Annotated in this window: 18 protein-coding genes and 1 pseudogene; 10 read left to right on the top strand and 9 right to left on the bottom strand. The window is 55.2% G+C overall.

Features of this window, described 5'->3' with window-relative positions; all coding sequences use genetic code 11:
• Positions 1–936: 936 nt before the first annotated feature.
• Complete coding sequence (locus BWI95_RS14735) at positions 937–1,419, bottom strand: glutathione peroxidase (RefSeq protein WP_054802927.1); 483 nt, start codon at positions 1,417–1,419, stop codon at positions 937–939.
• 236 nt (positions 1,420–1,655) lie between these two features.
• Here BWI95_RS14735 and BWI95_RS14730 point away from each other — a divergent pair, with 236 nt between their 5' ends.
• The 4 genes from BWI95_RS14730 to BWI95_RS14715 are packed head-to-tail and all read left to right on the top strand — an operon-like array spanning position 1,656 to position 4,113.
• The gene (locus BWI95_RS14730; RefSeq protein ID WP_076769723.1) at positions 1,656–2,234 is read left to right on the top strand and encodes a cytochrome b; all 579 of its coding nucleotides are present in this window, start codon (positions 1,656–1,658) and stop codon (positions 2,232–2,234) included.
• Between the two features lie 13 nt (positions 2,235–2,247).
• Positions 2,248–2,781 (top strand): tetratricopeptide repeat protein, encoded by a 534-nt coding sequence (locus BWI95_RS14725; RefSeq protein WP_076769722.1) that lies wholly within the window; start codon positions 2,248–2,250, stop codon positions 2,779–2,781.
• A gap of 22 nt (positions 2,782–2,803) precedes the next feature.
• Positions 2,804–3,319, top strand: coding sequence for a sigma-70 family RNA polymerase sigma factor (locus tag BWI95_RS14720; protein WP_076769721.1), 516 nt, complete (start codon positions 2,804–2,806; stop codon positions 3,317–3,319).
• Positions 3,316–4,113, top strand: coding sequence for an anti-sigma factor family protein (locus BWI95_RS14715; protein ID WP_076769720.1), 798 nt, complete (start codon positions 3,316–3,318; stop codon positions 4,111–4,113). Before BWI95_RS14720 ends, BWI95_RS14715 begins: the two co-directional genes overlap by 4 nt.
• A gap of 12 nt (positions 4,114–4,125) precedes the next feature.
• Here BWI95_RS14715 and BWI95_RS14710 read toward each other — a convergent pair whose 3' ends face one another.
• Together BWI95_RS14710 and BWI95_RS14705 are read right to left on the bottom strand one after the other, a co-directional pair.
• On the bottom strand, positions 4,126–4,695 hold the full coding sequence (locus BWI95_RS14710) for a YceI family protein (protein WP_054802928.1): 570 nt from the start codon (positions 4,693–4,695) through the stop codon (positions 4,126–4,128).
• 74 nt (positions 4,696–4,769) lie between these two features.
• Positions 4,770–5,507 (bottom strand): SDR family oxidoreductase, encoded by a 738-nt coding sequence (locus tag BWI95_RS14705; RefSeq protein ID WP_076770320.1) that lies wholly within the window; start codon positions 5,505–5,507, stop codon positions 4,770–4,772.
• Positions 5,508–5,870: 363 nt separating this feature from the next.
• Here BWI95_RS14705 and BWI95_RS14700 point away from each other — a divergent pair, with 363 nt between their 5' ends.
• The gene (locus tag BWI95_RS14700) at positions 5,871–6,422 is read left to right on the top strand and encodes a cysteine hydrolase family protein (RefSeq protein ID WP_076769719.1); all 552 of its coding nucleotides are present in this window, start codon (positions 5,871–5,873) and stop codon (positions 6,420–6,422) included.
• 32 nt (positions 6,423–6,454) lie between these two features.
• Here BWI95_RS14700 and BWI95_RS14695 read toward each other — a convergent pair whose 3' ends face one another.
• Positions 6,455–7,633 (bottom strand): MFS transporter, encoded by a 1,179-nt coding sequence (locus BWI95_RS14695; protein ID WP_076769718.1) that lies wholly within the window; start codon positions 7,631–7,633, stop codon positions 6,455–6,457.
• Between the two features lie 278 nt (positions 7,634–7,911).
• Between BWI95_RS14695 and BWI95_RS14690 the strand changes: the two genes are divergently transcribed.
• Both BWI95_RS14690 and BWI95_RS14685 read left to right on the top strand, forming a co-directional pair.
• The gene (locus tag BWI95_RS14690; protein ID WP_023481418.1) at positions 7,912–8,499 is read left to right on the top strand and encodes a TetR/AcrR family transcriptional regulator; all 588 of its coding nucleotides are present in this window, start codon (positions 7,912–7,914) and stop codon (positions 8,497–8,499) included.
• Between the two features lie 185 nt (positions 8,500–8,684).
• Positions 8,685–9,119: a GNAT family N-acetyltransferase gene (locus BWI95_RS14685; RefSeq protein ID WP_054802929.1), complete on the top strand. Its 435-nt coding sequence runs from the start codon at positions 8,685–8,687 to the stop codon at positions 9,117–9,119.
• Positions 9,120–9,230: 111 nt separating this feature from the next.
• Here BWI95_RS14685 and BWI95_RS14680 read toward each other — a convergent pair whose 3' ends face one another.
• Both BWI95_RS14680 and BWI95_RS14675 read right to left on the bottom strand, forming a co-directional pair.
• Positions 9,231–10,619, bottom strand: coding sequence for a sensor histidine kinase (locus tag BWI95_RS14680; RefSeq protein WP_076769717.1), 1,389 nt, complete (start codon positions 10,617–10,619; stop codon positions 9,231–9,233).
• Complete coding sequence (locus BWI95_RS14675) at positions 10,619–11,296, bottom strand: response regulator (protein ID WP_042712986.1); 678 nt, start codon at positions 11,294–11,296, stop codon at positions 10,619–10,621. The genes BWI95_RS14680 and BWI95_RS14675 overlap by 1 nt, the downstream gene beginning before the upstream one ends.
• Before the next feature lie 183 nt (positions 11,297–11,479).
• On the opposite strand from BWI95_RS14675, the pseudogene BWI95_RS14670 reads away from it, so the two are divergent.
• Positions 11,480–12,315, top strand: a pseudogene (locus tag BWI95_RS14670) (MipA/OmpV family protein).
• A gap of 86 nt (positions 12,316–12,401) precedes the next feature.
• Here BWI95_RS14670 and cynR read toward each other — a convergent pair.
• The gene (gene cynR / locus BWI95_RS14665) at positions 12,402–13,289 is read right to left on the bottom strand and encodes a transcriptional regulator CynR (RefSeq protein ID WP_054802930.1); all 888 of its coding nucleotides are present in this window, start codon (positions 13,287–13,289) and stop codon (positions 12,402–12,404) included.
• Positions 13,290–13,398: 109 nt separating this feature from the next.
• Between cynR and BWI95_RS14660 the strand changes: the two genes are divergently transcribed.
• Positions 13,399–14,052 carry a carbonic anhydrase gene (locus BWI95_RS14660; protein WP_076769716.1) on the top strand — a complete coding sequence of 218 codons (654 nt, stop codon included), beginning with the start codon at positions 13,399–13,401 and terminating at the stop codon, positions 14,050–14,052.
• 27 nt (positions 14,053–14,079) lie between these two features.
• The gene (cynS, locus tag BWI95_RS14655) at positions 14,080–14,550 is read left to right on the top strand and encodes a cyanase (protein WP_076769715.1); all 471 of its coding nucleotides are present in this window, start codon (positions 14,080–14,082) and stop codon (positions 14,548–14,550) included.
• A gap of 66 nt (positions 14,551–14,616) precedes the next feature.
• On the opposite strand, the gene BWI95_RS14650 is transcribed toward cynS, so the two are convergent.
• Complete coding sequence (locus tag BWI95_RS14650; protein ID WP_054802932.1) at positions 14,617–15,093, bottom strand: nuclear transport factor 2 family protein; 477 nt, start codon at positions 15,091–15,093, stop codon at positions 14,617–14,619.
• A gap of 60 nt (positions 15,094–15,153) precedes the next feature.
• Positions 15,154–15,720: a TetR/AcrR family transcriptional regulator gene (locus BWI95_RS14645; protein WP_054802951.1), complete on the bottom strand. Its 567-nt coding sequence runs from the start codon at positions 15,718–15,720 to the stop codon at positions 15,154–15,156.
• Between the last annotated feature and the right edge of the window lie 4 nt (positions 15,721–15,724).

Genomic DNA, 15,724 nt, shown 5'->3' with positions numbered 1-15,724 from the left:
GAGCGGAAGTTCGCATTTGTCATAACCGCAGGGATATCGGACTAACATTGGCATGTAATACTCAACCGGGAGCAGATCAGTTAATCAGGAAAATATAAATTAGAAAAAGTATTTTTAATCATGAGGATGTATTGAAATACCGAGTGAGCGTTGAACCAGATCAACATTTTGGATTGTGCAATCCAAAATTTTGCATTGCGCCCACGAAGGTCAGAGAGGCATAATCTTTTTCGAGTAATGCCTTACCAAGCTTTCCTCGCATCGAGAGAGAAGGTGCAAAAAAACCACCCTGGCAGGTGGTTTTTTTGTATCTTTAACAATTACTTCTTGCTGATATGTACTTTGATAGAATTGACTTCTACAGACCAATTACCCTGCCCGGCCATGAGATTACCCACAATGGCGAGGATTAACACGCAGGTCAAACTTCGAATCTTCATTCGTTTTATTCCGCATGAGGGTGGTTTCCATTGTTATCATCACTTAGTACTCCGGACGGGGAAATTCGAGTAATGCCTTACCACCATATTCTGCCTCTACGAACTGATGAGTGATCTCTGGCAAAATCACCGGTAGAGGGCCTACCTACAAACGTATGTGTTGAACTATTTGTTGGGTTCGTCTGCATTCTATGTTCTATATATAGTGATTTGCATCAATCATGTTTACGTCTTTTTTGACCCAGAACAAAGTTAACTTCTGACGCTATATATGGCGGGTGTTGGGAGGCGATCTTAGAAGTTGCGCTTTTTTTTAGTTTACAAATCATACAACCTGCCACTGGTCTCATTATTTCTTTAGCCCGCTAAAATAAGTGACCTGCTCCCCAAGCAACGTCTGCCTGTGGCACATAGCGGACGCTTTTCTCGCCCCTTGCCTGCCTCCCTTTCCTGTGCCCCAGCACACTAAAATAACGCCTTCAATTAAGCGCTGAACTCAGCTTTCAAGCGCAGCAACAATCGCAGTTTCCATTTTCTCCGGCTTGGTAAACGGCGCAAAGCGCTTGATCGGTTTGCCGTCGCGGCCAACCAGGAACTTGGTGAAGTTCCACTTAATTCGCCCCCCCAGTACGCCGGGGAGCGCCTTTTTCAGGTAACGAAACAGCGGATGCGCGGCGGCGCCATTAACCTCAATTTTTGCAAACATTGGAAAGCTGACGCCGTAGTTAATGTGGCAGGTCTGCGCGATATCATCCGCACTGCCGGGCTCCTGTTTACCAAACTGGTTGCAGGGAAAACCGAGCACCACCAGCCCCCGGGTGGCATATTTCTGATAGAGCGTTTCGAGGCCCGCATATTGTGGCGTGAAGCCGCAATGGCTGGCGGTATTAACGACCAGCACCACCTTCCCCGCGTAGTCGGCCATCGGCACAGGCTGGCCGCCCAGGCTGGTAGCAGTATGTTGATGAAAATTGCTCATATGAGGTCCTCGTAGCAGAACAGGTCGACATTACCGCTCAGCGCGTGTCTGGGGGGACATGGTGGCAAAGTTGGCGTTAAAGAACAACAAACCGCACCGCTTCGCGGTTTTGCGGCGTGATAGCCGCCACTTTTTAGCGCCGCTCGCCGGAATAAAAAGCAAAAAACAATTTTTTATCGAATAGATCCACAGGGTGTGGCGTTTACCCATCATCAACAGACTGATGGAATCGCTTTATGACCGCAACAACGCCTGCGCTGACACGACAGCGCTACGATAGTTTTACCCTCGCTCTACACTGGATCACCGCAGCCAGCGTCATTTTCCTCTTTGCCAGCGCACATATCTGGGAGCTGCTGGAGCGCGGGACGCCGCTGCGAAAAGGGTTGCAGGCCGTGCACATCTCCTGCGGCATCCTGCTGGCGTTGGTGATGGTTGTCCGCCCACTCTGGCGGCTATTCAGCCAGCGCTCTCGCCAGTTTTCGATGCCGCCGCTTGAAGGTTCCGTTCTGGCGAAAGGGCTCGCGCACGGCATGCACGGCGCGCTCTATCTGCTTCTTTTTACGCAAATCGTGCTCGGGTTTCTTTTCCGCTGGTCGCAGCATGAGCCTTTCCAGTTCTTTGGTCTGTTCGACCTGACAGGCTGGGTGGAAATTACCCCCACCCTGCGGCATACCCTTGCTGGGTGGCACGACACGGTGGCGTGGGCGCTGATCTCACTGGCACTGGTGCATGCGCTGGCCGCGCTTTTCCATCACTATCTGTTACGGGACGGCGTGCTGCGTCGCATGCTGCCCGGCCGTGCGTTTCGCTAACCTGGAGTCCACCATGAAATTATCAACCGCCGTGATTCAACGTCTGCTGCCTGTGGCCTTTGTTCTGTTAAGCGCGCCGGTTTTTGCTGCCGGCGACGATAGCAGCAACAGCAAAACGCCGGATTGCCCAACTGGGCAGGTGTACGACAGTTCGACAAAGCAGTGCGTGCCCGAAAAAACAAGCCAGCTCAGGGATGAAGATAAAACCCGTTACGCCTATCATCTGGCAAAAAAAGGCGAGTATCAGGCCGCGCTGAATCTGCTTAATACGCTGAAAAATGGCGATACCGCCGAAGCATGGAACTACCGGGGCTATGCCACGCGCAAGCTGGGGCGTACGGATGAGGGTATCGGCTATTATCAGCGCGCTATCGCCCTCGACCCCACGTATGCCAAAGTGCGGGAATATCTGGGTGAAGCGTGGCTTATCAAAGGGCGTCCTGACCTGGCGCAAGCACAACTGAAAACCATCTCCACACTCTGCGGGCAGAGTTGCGAGGAGTATCGGGATCTTGAGGCGGCGATTAACGGCCATGCTGGATCCTGAGTAAAGGTATGAGGATAAGAAAATCACTAGCAGTGACGTCCGCCAGCATCTTGCTGAACATCTGACACGCCTGTGGCGCTATGGGCTGGTTCTGTCGCGTAATCGTGAGGTTGCCGAGGAGCTGGTGCAGTCTACCTGTGTGCGCGCGCTGGAAAAAAGCGCGCAGTTCACCCCCGGCACGCGCATTGACAGCTGGTTATTCACCATCCTGCACTCCATCTGGATTTCAGATGTGCGTGCCCGCCGGGTGCGCCTTGGGCAGGGCTTCGTTGAAAGCGATGAACTGCTGGCGCCGGATACCCACGAGCAGGATGAGGCTCGCCTGCACTATGGAAAAATTATGCAGCACGTCAGCGACCTGCCGGAAGCGCAGCGCAACGCGGTCTTTTTGGTCTATGTCGAAGGTTTTACCTATCAGGAAGCGGCAGATACCTTGTCTGTGCCGATTGGCACCATCATGAGCCGGCTGGCGACGGCGAGGGCGAAACTCGCTCAGCTTGTTCACGCCCCGCGACCTGTACAGGAGAAGCGACAGTGAAATCCATCAGATTTACAGCGCCCTACAGCGATGAGGCTATCGTCGCCTGGCTGGATGGCGAAATGGAGGCAAGCGATGCCCGGCGTTTCGAGGCCGCGCTGGCTGAAGATACACAGCTCGCCGCACGAACTAACGCGTTAAGGGTTAACCAGCAAGAGATTGCCAGCGCTTTTGCGCCACTGCTTAATGAGGCACCACAGTCACGCATGGAGGCACAACTCACCACCCTGCTCGCCCGGCCAGCGGCAACTGAACCGAAAACATCCGGCGTCAGCCGACGGGCGCTGATCGCCGCCTCGCTCAGTTTTCTGGTGATCGGTTCCGGGCTGGGCTATCTGGCGCGTCCTGCAACGAAGACGTTGGGGGAGAGCGAAAAAATTCGCGACCTTGAGGCGCAATATATGTCGCTCTATAGCGCAGAGACGCTGCTTGATGCAGACAGCTCACCCACGGCATTGCAGCGCGGGCTGGCACGCACGGCACAGGACATCGGTTTACGGGCGGATGCGCAACAACTTGAACTGCATGGAGCAGAGCTGAAAATGGTGCGCATCCTGCGCTATGACACCACCTCCATTGCGCAGATCGCCTGGATGCATGCCGATTATGGCCCGATGGCGCTCTGCATTTCGCCGGACAGCCAGCCCGCGCGCGCGGAGCTGAATCACGAGCAGCGCCACCAGATGAACCTTGTCTGGTGGCACTCAGGTGGTTACCAGTTTGTGTTGATTGGCCGTAACCCCACCTCCCAGCTGAAGCAAAACGCGCTCACCCTGCAGGCAGCGCTTGCATAGCCAAAGGCGCGCTCAGACGGCCCGGTGCAGGCGGGCCTGAATCGCAATATTGATGGTCACGTGGTCATCAACCAGCGCCGCGAAACTGGCCATATTGAAAGCCGAGCGTGAAATCGTGGTTGTTGCATTCAGGGAAATGTTCTCTGGCCCGCTGGTTTTATCATTCAGTAAGGCATCCAGAATGACCGGGCGCGCGATATTCTTCACTGCCAGAGTGCCCAGGATCCGATAGTGCCCCTGCCCCAGCGCCACCACCCTGCTACTGGTGAATATGATGTTCGGGTAGCGTTCAGCATCAAAAAAGAGGTTGCTTTTCATCTGCCAGGTTAACAGCGGGTTAGAGGCATTGAGCGTCGCTACCGGGATGGAGACATGGACAGTGTCATCTCTGTCGTTGCCGGCATTAAGCGCAATATCCCCGGTGACATCTCCCAGCCTGGCCTGTGACATATCGCCAAATGCCTGCCAGGAGAGGGTAATGGTGGTTTCTTGCGAATTAATACGGTAGTCAGCCGGGTTGGCATATAACGAAAAGGAGCTGAGCAGAAATCCGAGAGCGATGGCAGGCACGATACGCGTCATGTTGATAATCCCTGGGGTGTTTAGCGTGTAAACGTGCCAACCTGGTTTTTTATTCGACTCCCTTTTGCTTAGTGTTATGGTTGCAGCGCTTCGCGGGTTGGACCCTGGAAGTAAATCTGGCCGATATGGCAACTTCGCGGCTGCGTCAGCACAAAACGCATCGTCTCCCAGACCGAACGCCCATTCAGCAGACGCTCGCCCATTTTCGCCTGGCTCGCGGCAAGCGGGTCTAATCCTGTCACTTCGAAATCGGGTGGATAGAGGCCGGTAACCCGAATATTCTCTTCGCTGAGTTGCTGAGACAGTTTCGTGATAAACCCGCTCAGCCCATGTTTGCTCGCAAAAAAAGCGGGGTGGGCAATGGAGTCCGTAAAGTTCGGGATGCCGCATGAAGAGATGATCGCGACGATATCTGCGCTCTCTGAACGCCGAAGCCCTGGCAGCAATGCCTGCGTCAGCAGAATCGACCCTGTCACGCCAGAGTTGATGGTCGTGATAATGTCTGCCGCAGGCTGCTCGTCTAAGGTGCCTGACAACCACTGCGCAGCATTGAGGATCAACATGTCGATGGGCTTGTCTGATGCTAACAGCCGATCGGCAAAGTGAGAGAGGGATTCAGCCTGGGCTAAATCACACAGATACCCTCTTGCGATGCCGCCCTCCGCGGTAATGATGCCGCAGGTTTTCTCAATATCCTCAGCCCGCCGCGCGGAAAAATCGACCTCAACGCCCTCTCGCGCCAGCCATACGCAGAACGCCTGGCCAAATCCCCTGCCACCGCCGGTGATAACCGCTCTTTTACCTTTCAGCATCTTCATCCCCTCTTTTTTCTCTGTGAAGGGAGATATACATGAGGAGACGGGGTAGCATCTTTCCGTTCGTGCCATTTTTAAATGAGCGTTGTTCAGATTAGAGATTGAAAACCTTATTTGCCTGGTGTTATAAGCGAAGAGGCGCTTCTGTCATCTTTCTCTTTGCTGTTTTAATCGTTAACGCATCACTAAAGGCCAGAAAATGATTATGTCAGGTCACTCAATCACGACTACCACCACCACCGGGCCTTGCGGCGGTGTGGAGTTATCTGTGACTGAATTCTGACAAACAGATCCTCGCCCCCGCCAAACCGGACGGGGAAAAGATCTCTCCGTTCATAACATGCTGAATGGAGACACATCATGATTTCATCTGACAAGGCACTTTTGGTTATCGATATGCAGCAGGGGCTTTTCCGTGGCCCTGTTGCCCCACACTGCGCAGATAATGTGCTGGAAAATATTTGCCTGCTAATTGCTAAAGCGAGACAGGATCGGGTGCCGATCTTTTTTGCCCGTCACACCGGACCAGATGACTCGCCCTTCTCAGAGCAGAGCCCGCTAACGCAACTGATAGCGGAAATGGATGTTGATGCCGGGCGGGATATCATTTTTGTTAAAAAGTACCCCAGCTGTTTTCGGGATACGACCTTGCTGCATCACCTCGAGCAGGCAGGCGTAAAACAGCTGGTTATTGCCGGCATGAAAACAGAGTTTTGTGTCGATACTACCTGCAGGGCAGCGCCGGAGCGGGGCTTTAAAACCGTGCTGATTTCAGATGCGCACACCACCATGGATAGCGAATGCTTGTCAGCAAGTGACATCATCAGCCATCACAATGCCACGCTCGGCGGGCCGTTCGTAACGCTTTCGACCACCGCTGAATGGCATTTTGGCTCTGACAAAAACGCCTGAAGGATGATGCCCCCTAATTAAGGGGGCTACAGTTATCTTCCGGCAGAGATACGACTCGGCATCATGGTTAATAACAGAGCAGCAATCGCTAATGCGCAGGCAAGCCAGAGAGGCGCGGTAAGCGTTAACGCATCAACAAGCTCCCCGCCAACCCATGCCCCTGTCGCAATGCCAATATTAAATATGCCGACATAAAGGGCTGCGGCTATCTCAACGGCGTCGGGAGCGGCTTTCATCATCCAGGTCATCAGCCCGACGGAGAGCCCACCGTATGCCAGCCCCCAGAAAATCAAAATCGCCCCGCCGCCCATGATCGTCTGCCCTGCGCTCAGAAAAAGCAGCGGCGTTACGGCCAGTGCAGTTGCCACCACCATCAGCGTGCGCGTGGTATTGCGGGCAGCGCCGATCCCCACAAGGAAATTACCGATAATGCCGGCGATACCGTACGCGAAGAGGATCGCCCAAATCCACTGGGTATGGAATCCGGATACAGAGATCAACAGCGGGCGTACGAAGGTAAAAGCCGAAAAATGGCTGGTAACCAGCAACAGTGTCAGGAGCAAACCTGCCACTAATGTGCGGTTGGTAAGTTGCGCAATGAACTGGCCGACCTTCGCGGAGGCAGCAACAGGCAACGGCGGGATAACAGCAAGATGCAGCGCCAGGACCAGCATGCTAAAAAGCGCCATGCAGCCAAAAGCCCAACGCCATCCGATCGCATCGCCAATGAACGCCCCCAGCGGTACGCCGAGTACCGATGCGGCCGCAACACCGCCAAATATAATGGATGTCGCCAGGCCAACCGATTTTTCCGGCACCAGGCGCGCCGCCAGACCGCCAGCGATGGCCCAGATTCCCCCCATGCATAAGCCAACAAGGGCGCGCGCCATCAGCATCATGGCCAGGCTGGATGCCAACGCCGAGGCCAAATTAGCCACTATCAGCAGCACCAGCAGGCCACACAGTATCAAACGCCGATCGATCCCCCCCGATGCAGTAACCACGAAGGGTGCGAATAACGCAGCAAGCAGTGCTGGCAGAGAGATCACCAGCCCCGCACTGCCTGTGGTGACAGAGAGCGTCGCGGCGATGGAAGTCAGCAACCCGACCGGCAGCATTTCCGTCGTCACTACAGAGAATGTTGCCAGACCAACCGCGAGGACCGGCGTCCATAAACCGCGAACCTGCGTCGCGCCAGAGAAAGTACTCATCATGCAGTTCCTTATGTGAGCGCCCTGTCAGGCGCAATGATCCGAACAACAACCTGGCCAGGCATACGCGGCTAAAATCAGCCCAGCCGCCGTAAAACGACCGGTTCCAGGGGCAGAAAAAAGGTCTCGATAGAGTGTTGCCATCTCATTCTCCGGTAGCATGTGCTTGCCACAACGCCGTGGCACAGCGACAATTCATACAAGGCGTATGAAAACAATCCTATATTCATACGTTGCGTATGTAAATAATCATTCATTGCGTATGTAAAGGAAAAATCATGGTTCGCCGTACCCGTGCCGAGATGGAAGAGACAAGAGCGACATTGCTGACAACTGCCCGCCACTTTTTTAAAGAGCATGGCTTCGCTGAAACCTCGATGGATGATCTGACTGCTCAGGCAGGGCTGACGCGTGGTGCGCTCTATTACCACTTCGGGGATAAAAAAGGCTTGCTGGCCGCGGTAGTGGAGCAAATTGATGACGAAATGGATCAACGGCTACAGGCGATTTCGGACAGTGCAGCCGATCCGTGGGAAGGTTTTTGCAGCCGTTGCCGAGCTTGCCTTGAGATGGCGCTGGAGCCTGAGTTTCAGCGCATTATGTTGCGCGATGCCAAAGCCGTTCTGGGCGGTTTTTCACCTGAGTCGCAGCGCCATTGCGTGCAATCCATGCAGACCCTGATTCGCGATCTGATCGAGCAGGGCGTAATTGAAGAAGCCGACCCGGAGGGGCTCGCTTCGCTGATTTACGGAAGCCTGGCTGAAGCCGCGTTCTGGATTGCCGATAGCGATGAAAGCGATACGCGCCTCGCGCAAGGCATTGCCGCGCTGAACCTGCTACTTCGCGGATTACGGCCAGCTAAATAGCGTGCGCATCACATCATAAAAGCGCGGCTGCGGAGCGCATGCCTGAGTGCTGACGTTTCAACCTTCACAAAAAGCCAGCCAGATCCAGTGGGGGTTAATGGCGTGCAGATAGTGATAATGTTCAGTTTCCCGACATCATTTTGACAGGTGTGAGCGTGAGCACTTCAGCGATACATGAATGGCGTATGCATGATTTTCTGGTTAGCACAGACAACGAAAAACTGGACATAGAGGCAGTGCACCACTATTTGACGAGATCCACGTGGGCAAAAGGTATCGATCTGGAGACCGTCAAAGTTTCAGTCGCCAACAGCCTTAACTTTGGTGTTTATCACCATGAAACCCAGATAGGGTTTGCACGCCTGGTAACGGATCACGCGACTTTCGCTTATCTGTGTGATGTCTATGTCCTTGAGGAGCACCAGGGCGAAGGGTTGGGAAGATGGCTTATGGAATCTATTCATCGTCACCCGGTGTTTGAAAAGCTTCGTAGGATCGTGTTATTCACCACAACCGCGCCATGGCTTTATGAAAAGTTTGGCTATCAACCCGTGAACCGGCAAAATTACACCTGGTCCATTAGCCGGCCTGACATCTACACCAGCAAACATAACCAATAACAAACCCTTACGACACAACGCCCGGGTGAAACGTTATCCATCGCTTCCCTTCTCTCATGGAAGGTGAAGCTGCTTAAGAAGCCGATACGCTTCGTAAAGCAGCTCCTTTTTTCAGGCGGCGGTGTAGCTGGGAAACTCAACGGTCACCACTAATCCCCCCTCTTCAGAGGTGCCTAAGCTAACGCGGCTGTTGTGTTGCTGCGCTACCGCCCTGACGATGGAGAGCCCTAACCCGCTGCCGCTCTGCATCTGATTGGGATCGCGGAAAAAGCGGTCGAAGACGCGCTCGCGCAGCCCAACGGGGATGCCGGGCCCGGCATCAGAGATGCGAAGCTGCGTGAATGCATCACACGTTCGCACTGCGACCTCAACCCGCCCGCCCTCCGGGCTATATTTGATGGCATTTTCAATAACGTTATCAATCAGCGACATCAGGCGCTCCCTGACACCGTCGATGCAGAACTCATCATCGGCGTAAAACTCCAGTTCGATCCGCCGCTCAGCCGCCAGCGGCGACAGCGCCGCCATACGATCCTGGATAAGCGAGGTCAGTGGCACGGGGGCCATCACCGTATCGGTGCGCGCTTCGCTATGCATCAGCAGCAACAACTGATTAACGAGACGTGCCGCACGGCTGTTACTACGAATAATTCCTGCCAGCAACGCCTGTTGACGCTCGCTGCTGATATAGCCCTGTAACGCCTCAACATTGATGCGCATCGCCGCCAGCGGAGTGCGCAGCTCGTGAGCGGCATCGGCAATAAACACCCGTTCCCGCTCCGTGCTTTCCCGCAATCTCGCCAGAAAGTCATTGATTGCATCCACCATCTGGCGAAGCTCTTTATGTTTTGGCACGGCGTTTAAGGGCGAGAGATCCTCCGGCGTGCGTAAAGCAATCTCGCTGACCACCCTGTTCCAGGGGCGCATGGCGATGCGGATCGACAGCCAGGCGGGAAATAGCAGAAACGGGATGCAGACCAGCAGCGGCAGGATGTAGTAGCCGCGCGAGTTGAGGTAGATAAAGAAGTTCAAGCTGCCGGCAGGCGTGATGAGCGTAACCTCCGTTTTGCCGTCTGCTGATTTAAGGGTACGGCTGGTCCAGCTGCGCCCTTCGCTCTCGATTTTTTGCAGCTTGCCATAGCTGCTGTTGGTTACCCCGGTTGGCGCGCCTTCAGAGGCGTAAATAATCGCGTGATCTCTGCGCACGATAAGGCTGATGGAGAGCGCGGGATCGTCACCACCGCCATACCCCTCCCGCAATGCCCGGCTGAACGCTTCCAGCATCTCGGTTCGCGCCAGTGGGCGATCGTCCATCTGATCGACCATGGTAAAGATGGTTTCGTAAGTCTCACTCCCGGTGAGGATCGGCGGGCTGCGCAAGTCCTCCCACAAAATGAAGGTGAGAAAAAGGCACCATAGCAGCGTGAGCAACAGCATCTGGGCGATGATAATTCGCCGAGCCAGCGTCGGGGCCTTCAGGCTGCGCCAGAACGTTCCCATCACCCTTCCCTCTTCTCAATGGGAACGGTATCAATGACATACCCTACGCCCCGCACCGTGCGCACATACCCTTCGCCAATTTTGCGCCGCAGATTGCCCATATGCACATCGAGGGTGTTGCTCATATTCTCTTTTTCCCCGAAGACGCGCTCTTCCAGAAAGCGGCGCGTCACCACGCGATCGGGGCGCAACAGTAGCGTCTCAAGCAGCGCGTACTCGCTTGCCGTCAGCTCAATCGTGCGTGCGCTTACCGTCACGCGCCGCGTCGGCACATGAAGGGACAACCCGCGAATGTCGATCACCTCATTGTCAAAACCGTAACTGCGCCGTGCAAGGGCTCTCACCCGCGCCAGCAGCTCGGCGAGCACAAAGGGTTTGACCAGATAATCATCAGCCCCGGCATCCAGCCCGCCCAGACGATCCTGCAGCGTGCCTCGCGCGGTCAGAATAATGACCGGGATCCTGTTGAGCCGCTGGCGTAACGCGGCCATCAGGCTCATGCCATCGCCATCGGGCAGCCCGAGATCCAGCAGCACAAGCTCCGGCACGCAGAGATCGAGCTGATGCAGCGCATCCGCTTTGCGGCGAACCCATATAACGTCTAGCCCTTGATCGGCCAGCGCAATACGTACGCCGTTGCCAAGATCGAGGTCGTCTTCGATAAGTAGAATTTTCACAATAGTTACGTTACCAGGCGTAAATGAAGAACGTCTGAAGAAAAAACGGTAGCTGAAATCTATCAGGTTTATCTCACCGTTACGCGCTTCAGACTTTCTTCATTTTCGGCTCATGAGAACTTTAGGGTGGGTATGCAAACTAGGCGTGACTCGTAATCAGATGACTCCATAAGGACTTATTTAATGAGAAACACCGAACCGCGTCGTAAGTTCCTCCCTGCATTCCCGGGACGCCCGCTGAAAAAAATCGTGCCGGGCGCGCTGCTGGCGTTGCTCGCCACTCCAACACTGGCGGCAGAACCGCCCCAGGGTACCACCTTAACGCTGGGGGCGGCGTGGGTGTCGCGCCGCGCTATTCCGGTTCCGATGAAAATCGCGTCTCGACGGCGCTGGTGCTCGATTACTCAATGCGTAACGGCTTCTTCGCCAGCTCGACGCGCGGCCTCGGTTATGGCAACAGCCTTGGCAACTTCGATTACAGCGCGGCACTGAGCTATCGCACCGGCCGTAAAGATCACAATGTCGACAGCGATACCATGAGCGACGGCAGCGACCACTTACGTGGAATGGGCAACGTAAAAGGCTCGGCGCTCGGCGTTGTGGGCCTTGGGTATAAGTTGACCAACTGGCTGAGTGCGCAGTTGCAGGCTGAGGTGCCCTTTTCCCAGCGCGATAACGGCGCGGCGCTGCATTTCGGTATCGTCAGCCCGCTTTATCACTCGCCGAAAAATAGCGTGACTCTGGGGCTGACCAGCAGCTGGGGGACAAATGATTATATGCAGACTTACTACGGGGTCAGTGCCACGCAGTCCGCCGCATCGGGGTTTACGCAATACACCGCCGGTTCGGGGATCTATGCCTGGTCACTCAATCTCGACTGGACGCACAACTTCACCGAACGCTGGAGCGTGGTCGCCGATGCAGGCTATACGCAGCTGGCGGGTGATGCGCGTAATAGCCCCATTGTGCAGCGCAAAGCGTCCCCCACCGGAAGCCTGACTGTGACATATCGCTTCTGATGAATATTCGCCCCGGCGGCTGGCGGTTGTCTGGCGTTACAGCATAGAAATGCTATCCGCCGGGTTAGCGATACATGGGCTGCGTTTCAGTCAGTTAGCCTGGCTGAAACCTCTGTTGCCAGTTCAGTGAAGGCACGGGCGGAGAAGCTTTGATAGCCATCTCTTCGCCGCAGTAAAACAGCCGTACGCTGCAGGCTCTCGGGCTCAAGCGCGATAGCCACCAGGTCGTCCTGGGCAAACGCCGTCTTCGCAGGTAATAACGTCGATAGCGGCGTCCAGCGGACAATCTCAATCACCGCGCCAAGGGCGTTGGCCTCCATCAGCACCTGAGGAGTGATGTGATGCTTGCGAAAGTAACGATCGATCTGCTCGCGCGTCGCGAACCCCGCACTGAGTAACACAAGCGACTCTTCGCCAAGCCTTTGCAGCTCAACACGTTTCTCTTTCGACAAAGGGTGTCTGGGGCTAACCACCAGCGCAAGCGTCTCATCCAGCAACGGGACCGATTCGATATCGGGACTGTGCACCGGCGCAAAAGCGATACCCACGTCCAGCTCCCCTGCCAAAAGCAATTCTTCCATATGCTCCTGGGCGATCTCCTGCACGCTGAGGGTGATTTTTGGATAGCGGGCGTGAAAAGCTTCAACCAGCGGCCCCAGAAGATAGGTCGTAAAGGTTGGCGTCACCGCCACGCGTAATGATCCGCGGCTGAGATCGCTCACCTCATGAATGGCGCGCGTGGCTTCACGCAACTCCTGTGACGCGCGACGGGCATATTGCAGGTAGATCTTTCCGGTGTCCGTCAAACGTGTGGTGCGCCCTGAGCGATCAAATAACTGAGCGCCCAGACTCTCCTCAAGTAACTTTACCTGCTGCGAAAGCGCTGGCTGAGAGACGTGCAGCTCCGCTGCCGCTTTCGTAAAGCTGAGATGCTCTGCAACTGCAAGAAAATAGTGAATATGCCGGGCGAGCATAATCCCCTCCATTAGATTATCTAATAAACCTCATAATAAATGAGACTTTTACCTTATACAACGCACGGCTTACTCTCTGCTCAACACCCAACGACAGTGAGAAAGCACGATGAAAGCGATCATTGACGGTTTCTTGAAGTTCCAGAAGCAGGCGTTTCCCGAGAGGAGCACGCTGTTTCGGGATCTCGCCACCCAGCAGAGCCCGAAGGCGCTGTTTATTTCCTGCTCCGACAGCCGGCTGGTGCCGGAGCTGGTTACTCAGCGTGAGCCAGGGGATCTGTTCGTGATCCGCAACGCCGGAAATATTGTCCCGTCGTATGGCCCGGAACCGGGCGGTGTTACCGCCTCCGTGGAGTACGCCGTTTCCGCCCTCAGGGTCGCCGATATTGTGATCTGTGGTCACTCCGACTGCGGCGCAATGACGGCAATTGCCACCTGTCAGTGTCTGGATCATATGCCTGCCGTGGCCAGCTGGCTGCGATACGCTGATTCAGCGAAGGTCGTGAATGAGTCGAGACAGCATGAGGATCGGCCGACGAAAGTCGCGGCGATGGTGCGTGAAAATGTGATTGCGCAGCTTGCCAATATTCAGACGCACCCCTCTGTTCGCCTCGCGCTTGAAGAGGGCCGCGTCACGCTGCATGGCTGGGTATATGACATCGGCAGCGGACGCATTGACGCCTTCAATGGCCGGGAATTCGTCTCCCTTGCGGAGAACCCGGATGTTCATGCTGTTTCCCAACGTACCAGGCTTGTTGCCTGAACCCCCTATCAACCCGGAGATAAAATAATGATCCAGACTCAAGTTACCCAGAGCGCCCGCCAGGTGCTTACTGAAACCATCATTCTGGCGAAGGCACGCAAAAACCTCTCCTATGCGGAGATCGTTGACGGCACAGGGCTCTCCGAAGCCTTCGTTGTTGCCGCGTTGCTCGGCCAGCACCCTCTTCCGCAGAGTGCCGCGCGCGTCGTGGGCGAGAAGCTCGATCTGAATGCTGATGAAATTGCGCTACTACAAACGGTGCCGGTTCGCGGAAGCTTTGGGGGCGAAGTGCCCGGCGATCCGACTCTCTACCGTTTCTATGAAATGATGTCGGTCTACGGGCCGACCCTGAAGGCGCTGGTTCATGAGAAATTCGGCGATGGCGTGATCAGCGCGATCAACTTCAAACTGGACATCAAAAAAGTCGACGATCCGGATGGCGGCCATCGCGCCGTGATCACGCTGGATGGCAAGTATCTTCCTACCAAACCTTTCTGACCCTCCAGGCCTGCGACTTCTGCCAGCCGATAACGGACGGGCATCCGGTAAGGGATGCCCGGACACTTACAGCCCCAGCGCGGATAATCCCGGATGATCGTCCGGACGACGCCCCAGCGGCCAGTGGAACTTGCGCTCGCTCTCTTTGATCGGCATATCATTGATACAGGCGTAGCGATGGTGCATCAGCCCATCTTCGCCAAACTCCCAGTTTTCATTGCCGTAAGAACGGAACCAGTTCCCAGAGTCATCGCGCCACTCATAGGCGTAGCGGACAGCGATACGGTCACCGTCAAATGCCCACAGTTCCTTGATCAGTCGGTACTCCAGCTCTTTTTTCCACTTACGCTCAAGAAACGCTCTCGCCTCTTCACGATTATTGGCAAACTCCGCCCGGTTGCGCCATTTGGTATCCAGAGAGTAAGCAAGCGACACTTTTTCGGCGTCGCGGCTGTTCCAGCCATCTTCAGCAAGCCTGACTTTTTCAAGCGCTGACTCGCGGGTGAACGGTGGCAGTGGCGGACGGATATGTGAATCGGACATGGTGGTGCCTCCAGCATAAGTGGACAGGTGAGTGTTTCATTTTTGGAACCACGATCCCGGTTACGGGATCTGCTTCAGTAATAGCTGAGCGACATCTTTTGCCTCATCGGCGGCGCGGTAATCGCCCATCACGCGCGACATGGTGATGGCACCTTCAATCAGTATCAGTAACTGCCTCGCCAGCGGTAATGGCTGCTGCGCATTTAACTGCCCGGTAAGTTCAACCAGGTAGTCGAGCAGTTTCTGTTTGTGCAGCCTGGCGATTTGACGAACCGGAGCGTCCGCATCCCCTACTTCACCCGCCGTATTGATAAACGCGCAGCCGCGATAGCCTTCCGACTCGAACCAGCTTTTAAGCACGGTAAAGATATTCAGAATGCGCTCGCGCGGCGTCTCCGCTTTATCGCACTCACGCCTGAACCACTCCATCCAGCGCACATCACGCGCATTGAGCGCCGCGGCAGCCACCTCATCCTTGTTGGTGAAATGGTGATAGATACTTTTGCGCGCCACGCCGGACGTCTTCACCAGAAGCTCCATCCCGGTGGCATGAATACCGTTCTGATAGATAAGCTCTTCAGCGGTTGCGAGAATTTTCTCGCGTGTGTTGGTCATGTTTTTGTTCATGGGC

Source organism: Kosakonia cowanii JCM 10956 = DSM 18146 (assembly GCF_001975225.1).
Taxonomy (GTDB): Bacteria; Pseudomonadota; Gammaproteobacteria; order Enterobacterales; family Enterobacteriaceae; genus Kosakonia; species Kosakonia cowanii.
The sequence above is the reverse complement of the archived record's forward strand: the minus strand, read 5'-3'. Positions and strand labels throughout refer to the sequence as shown.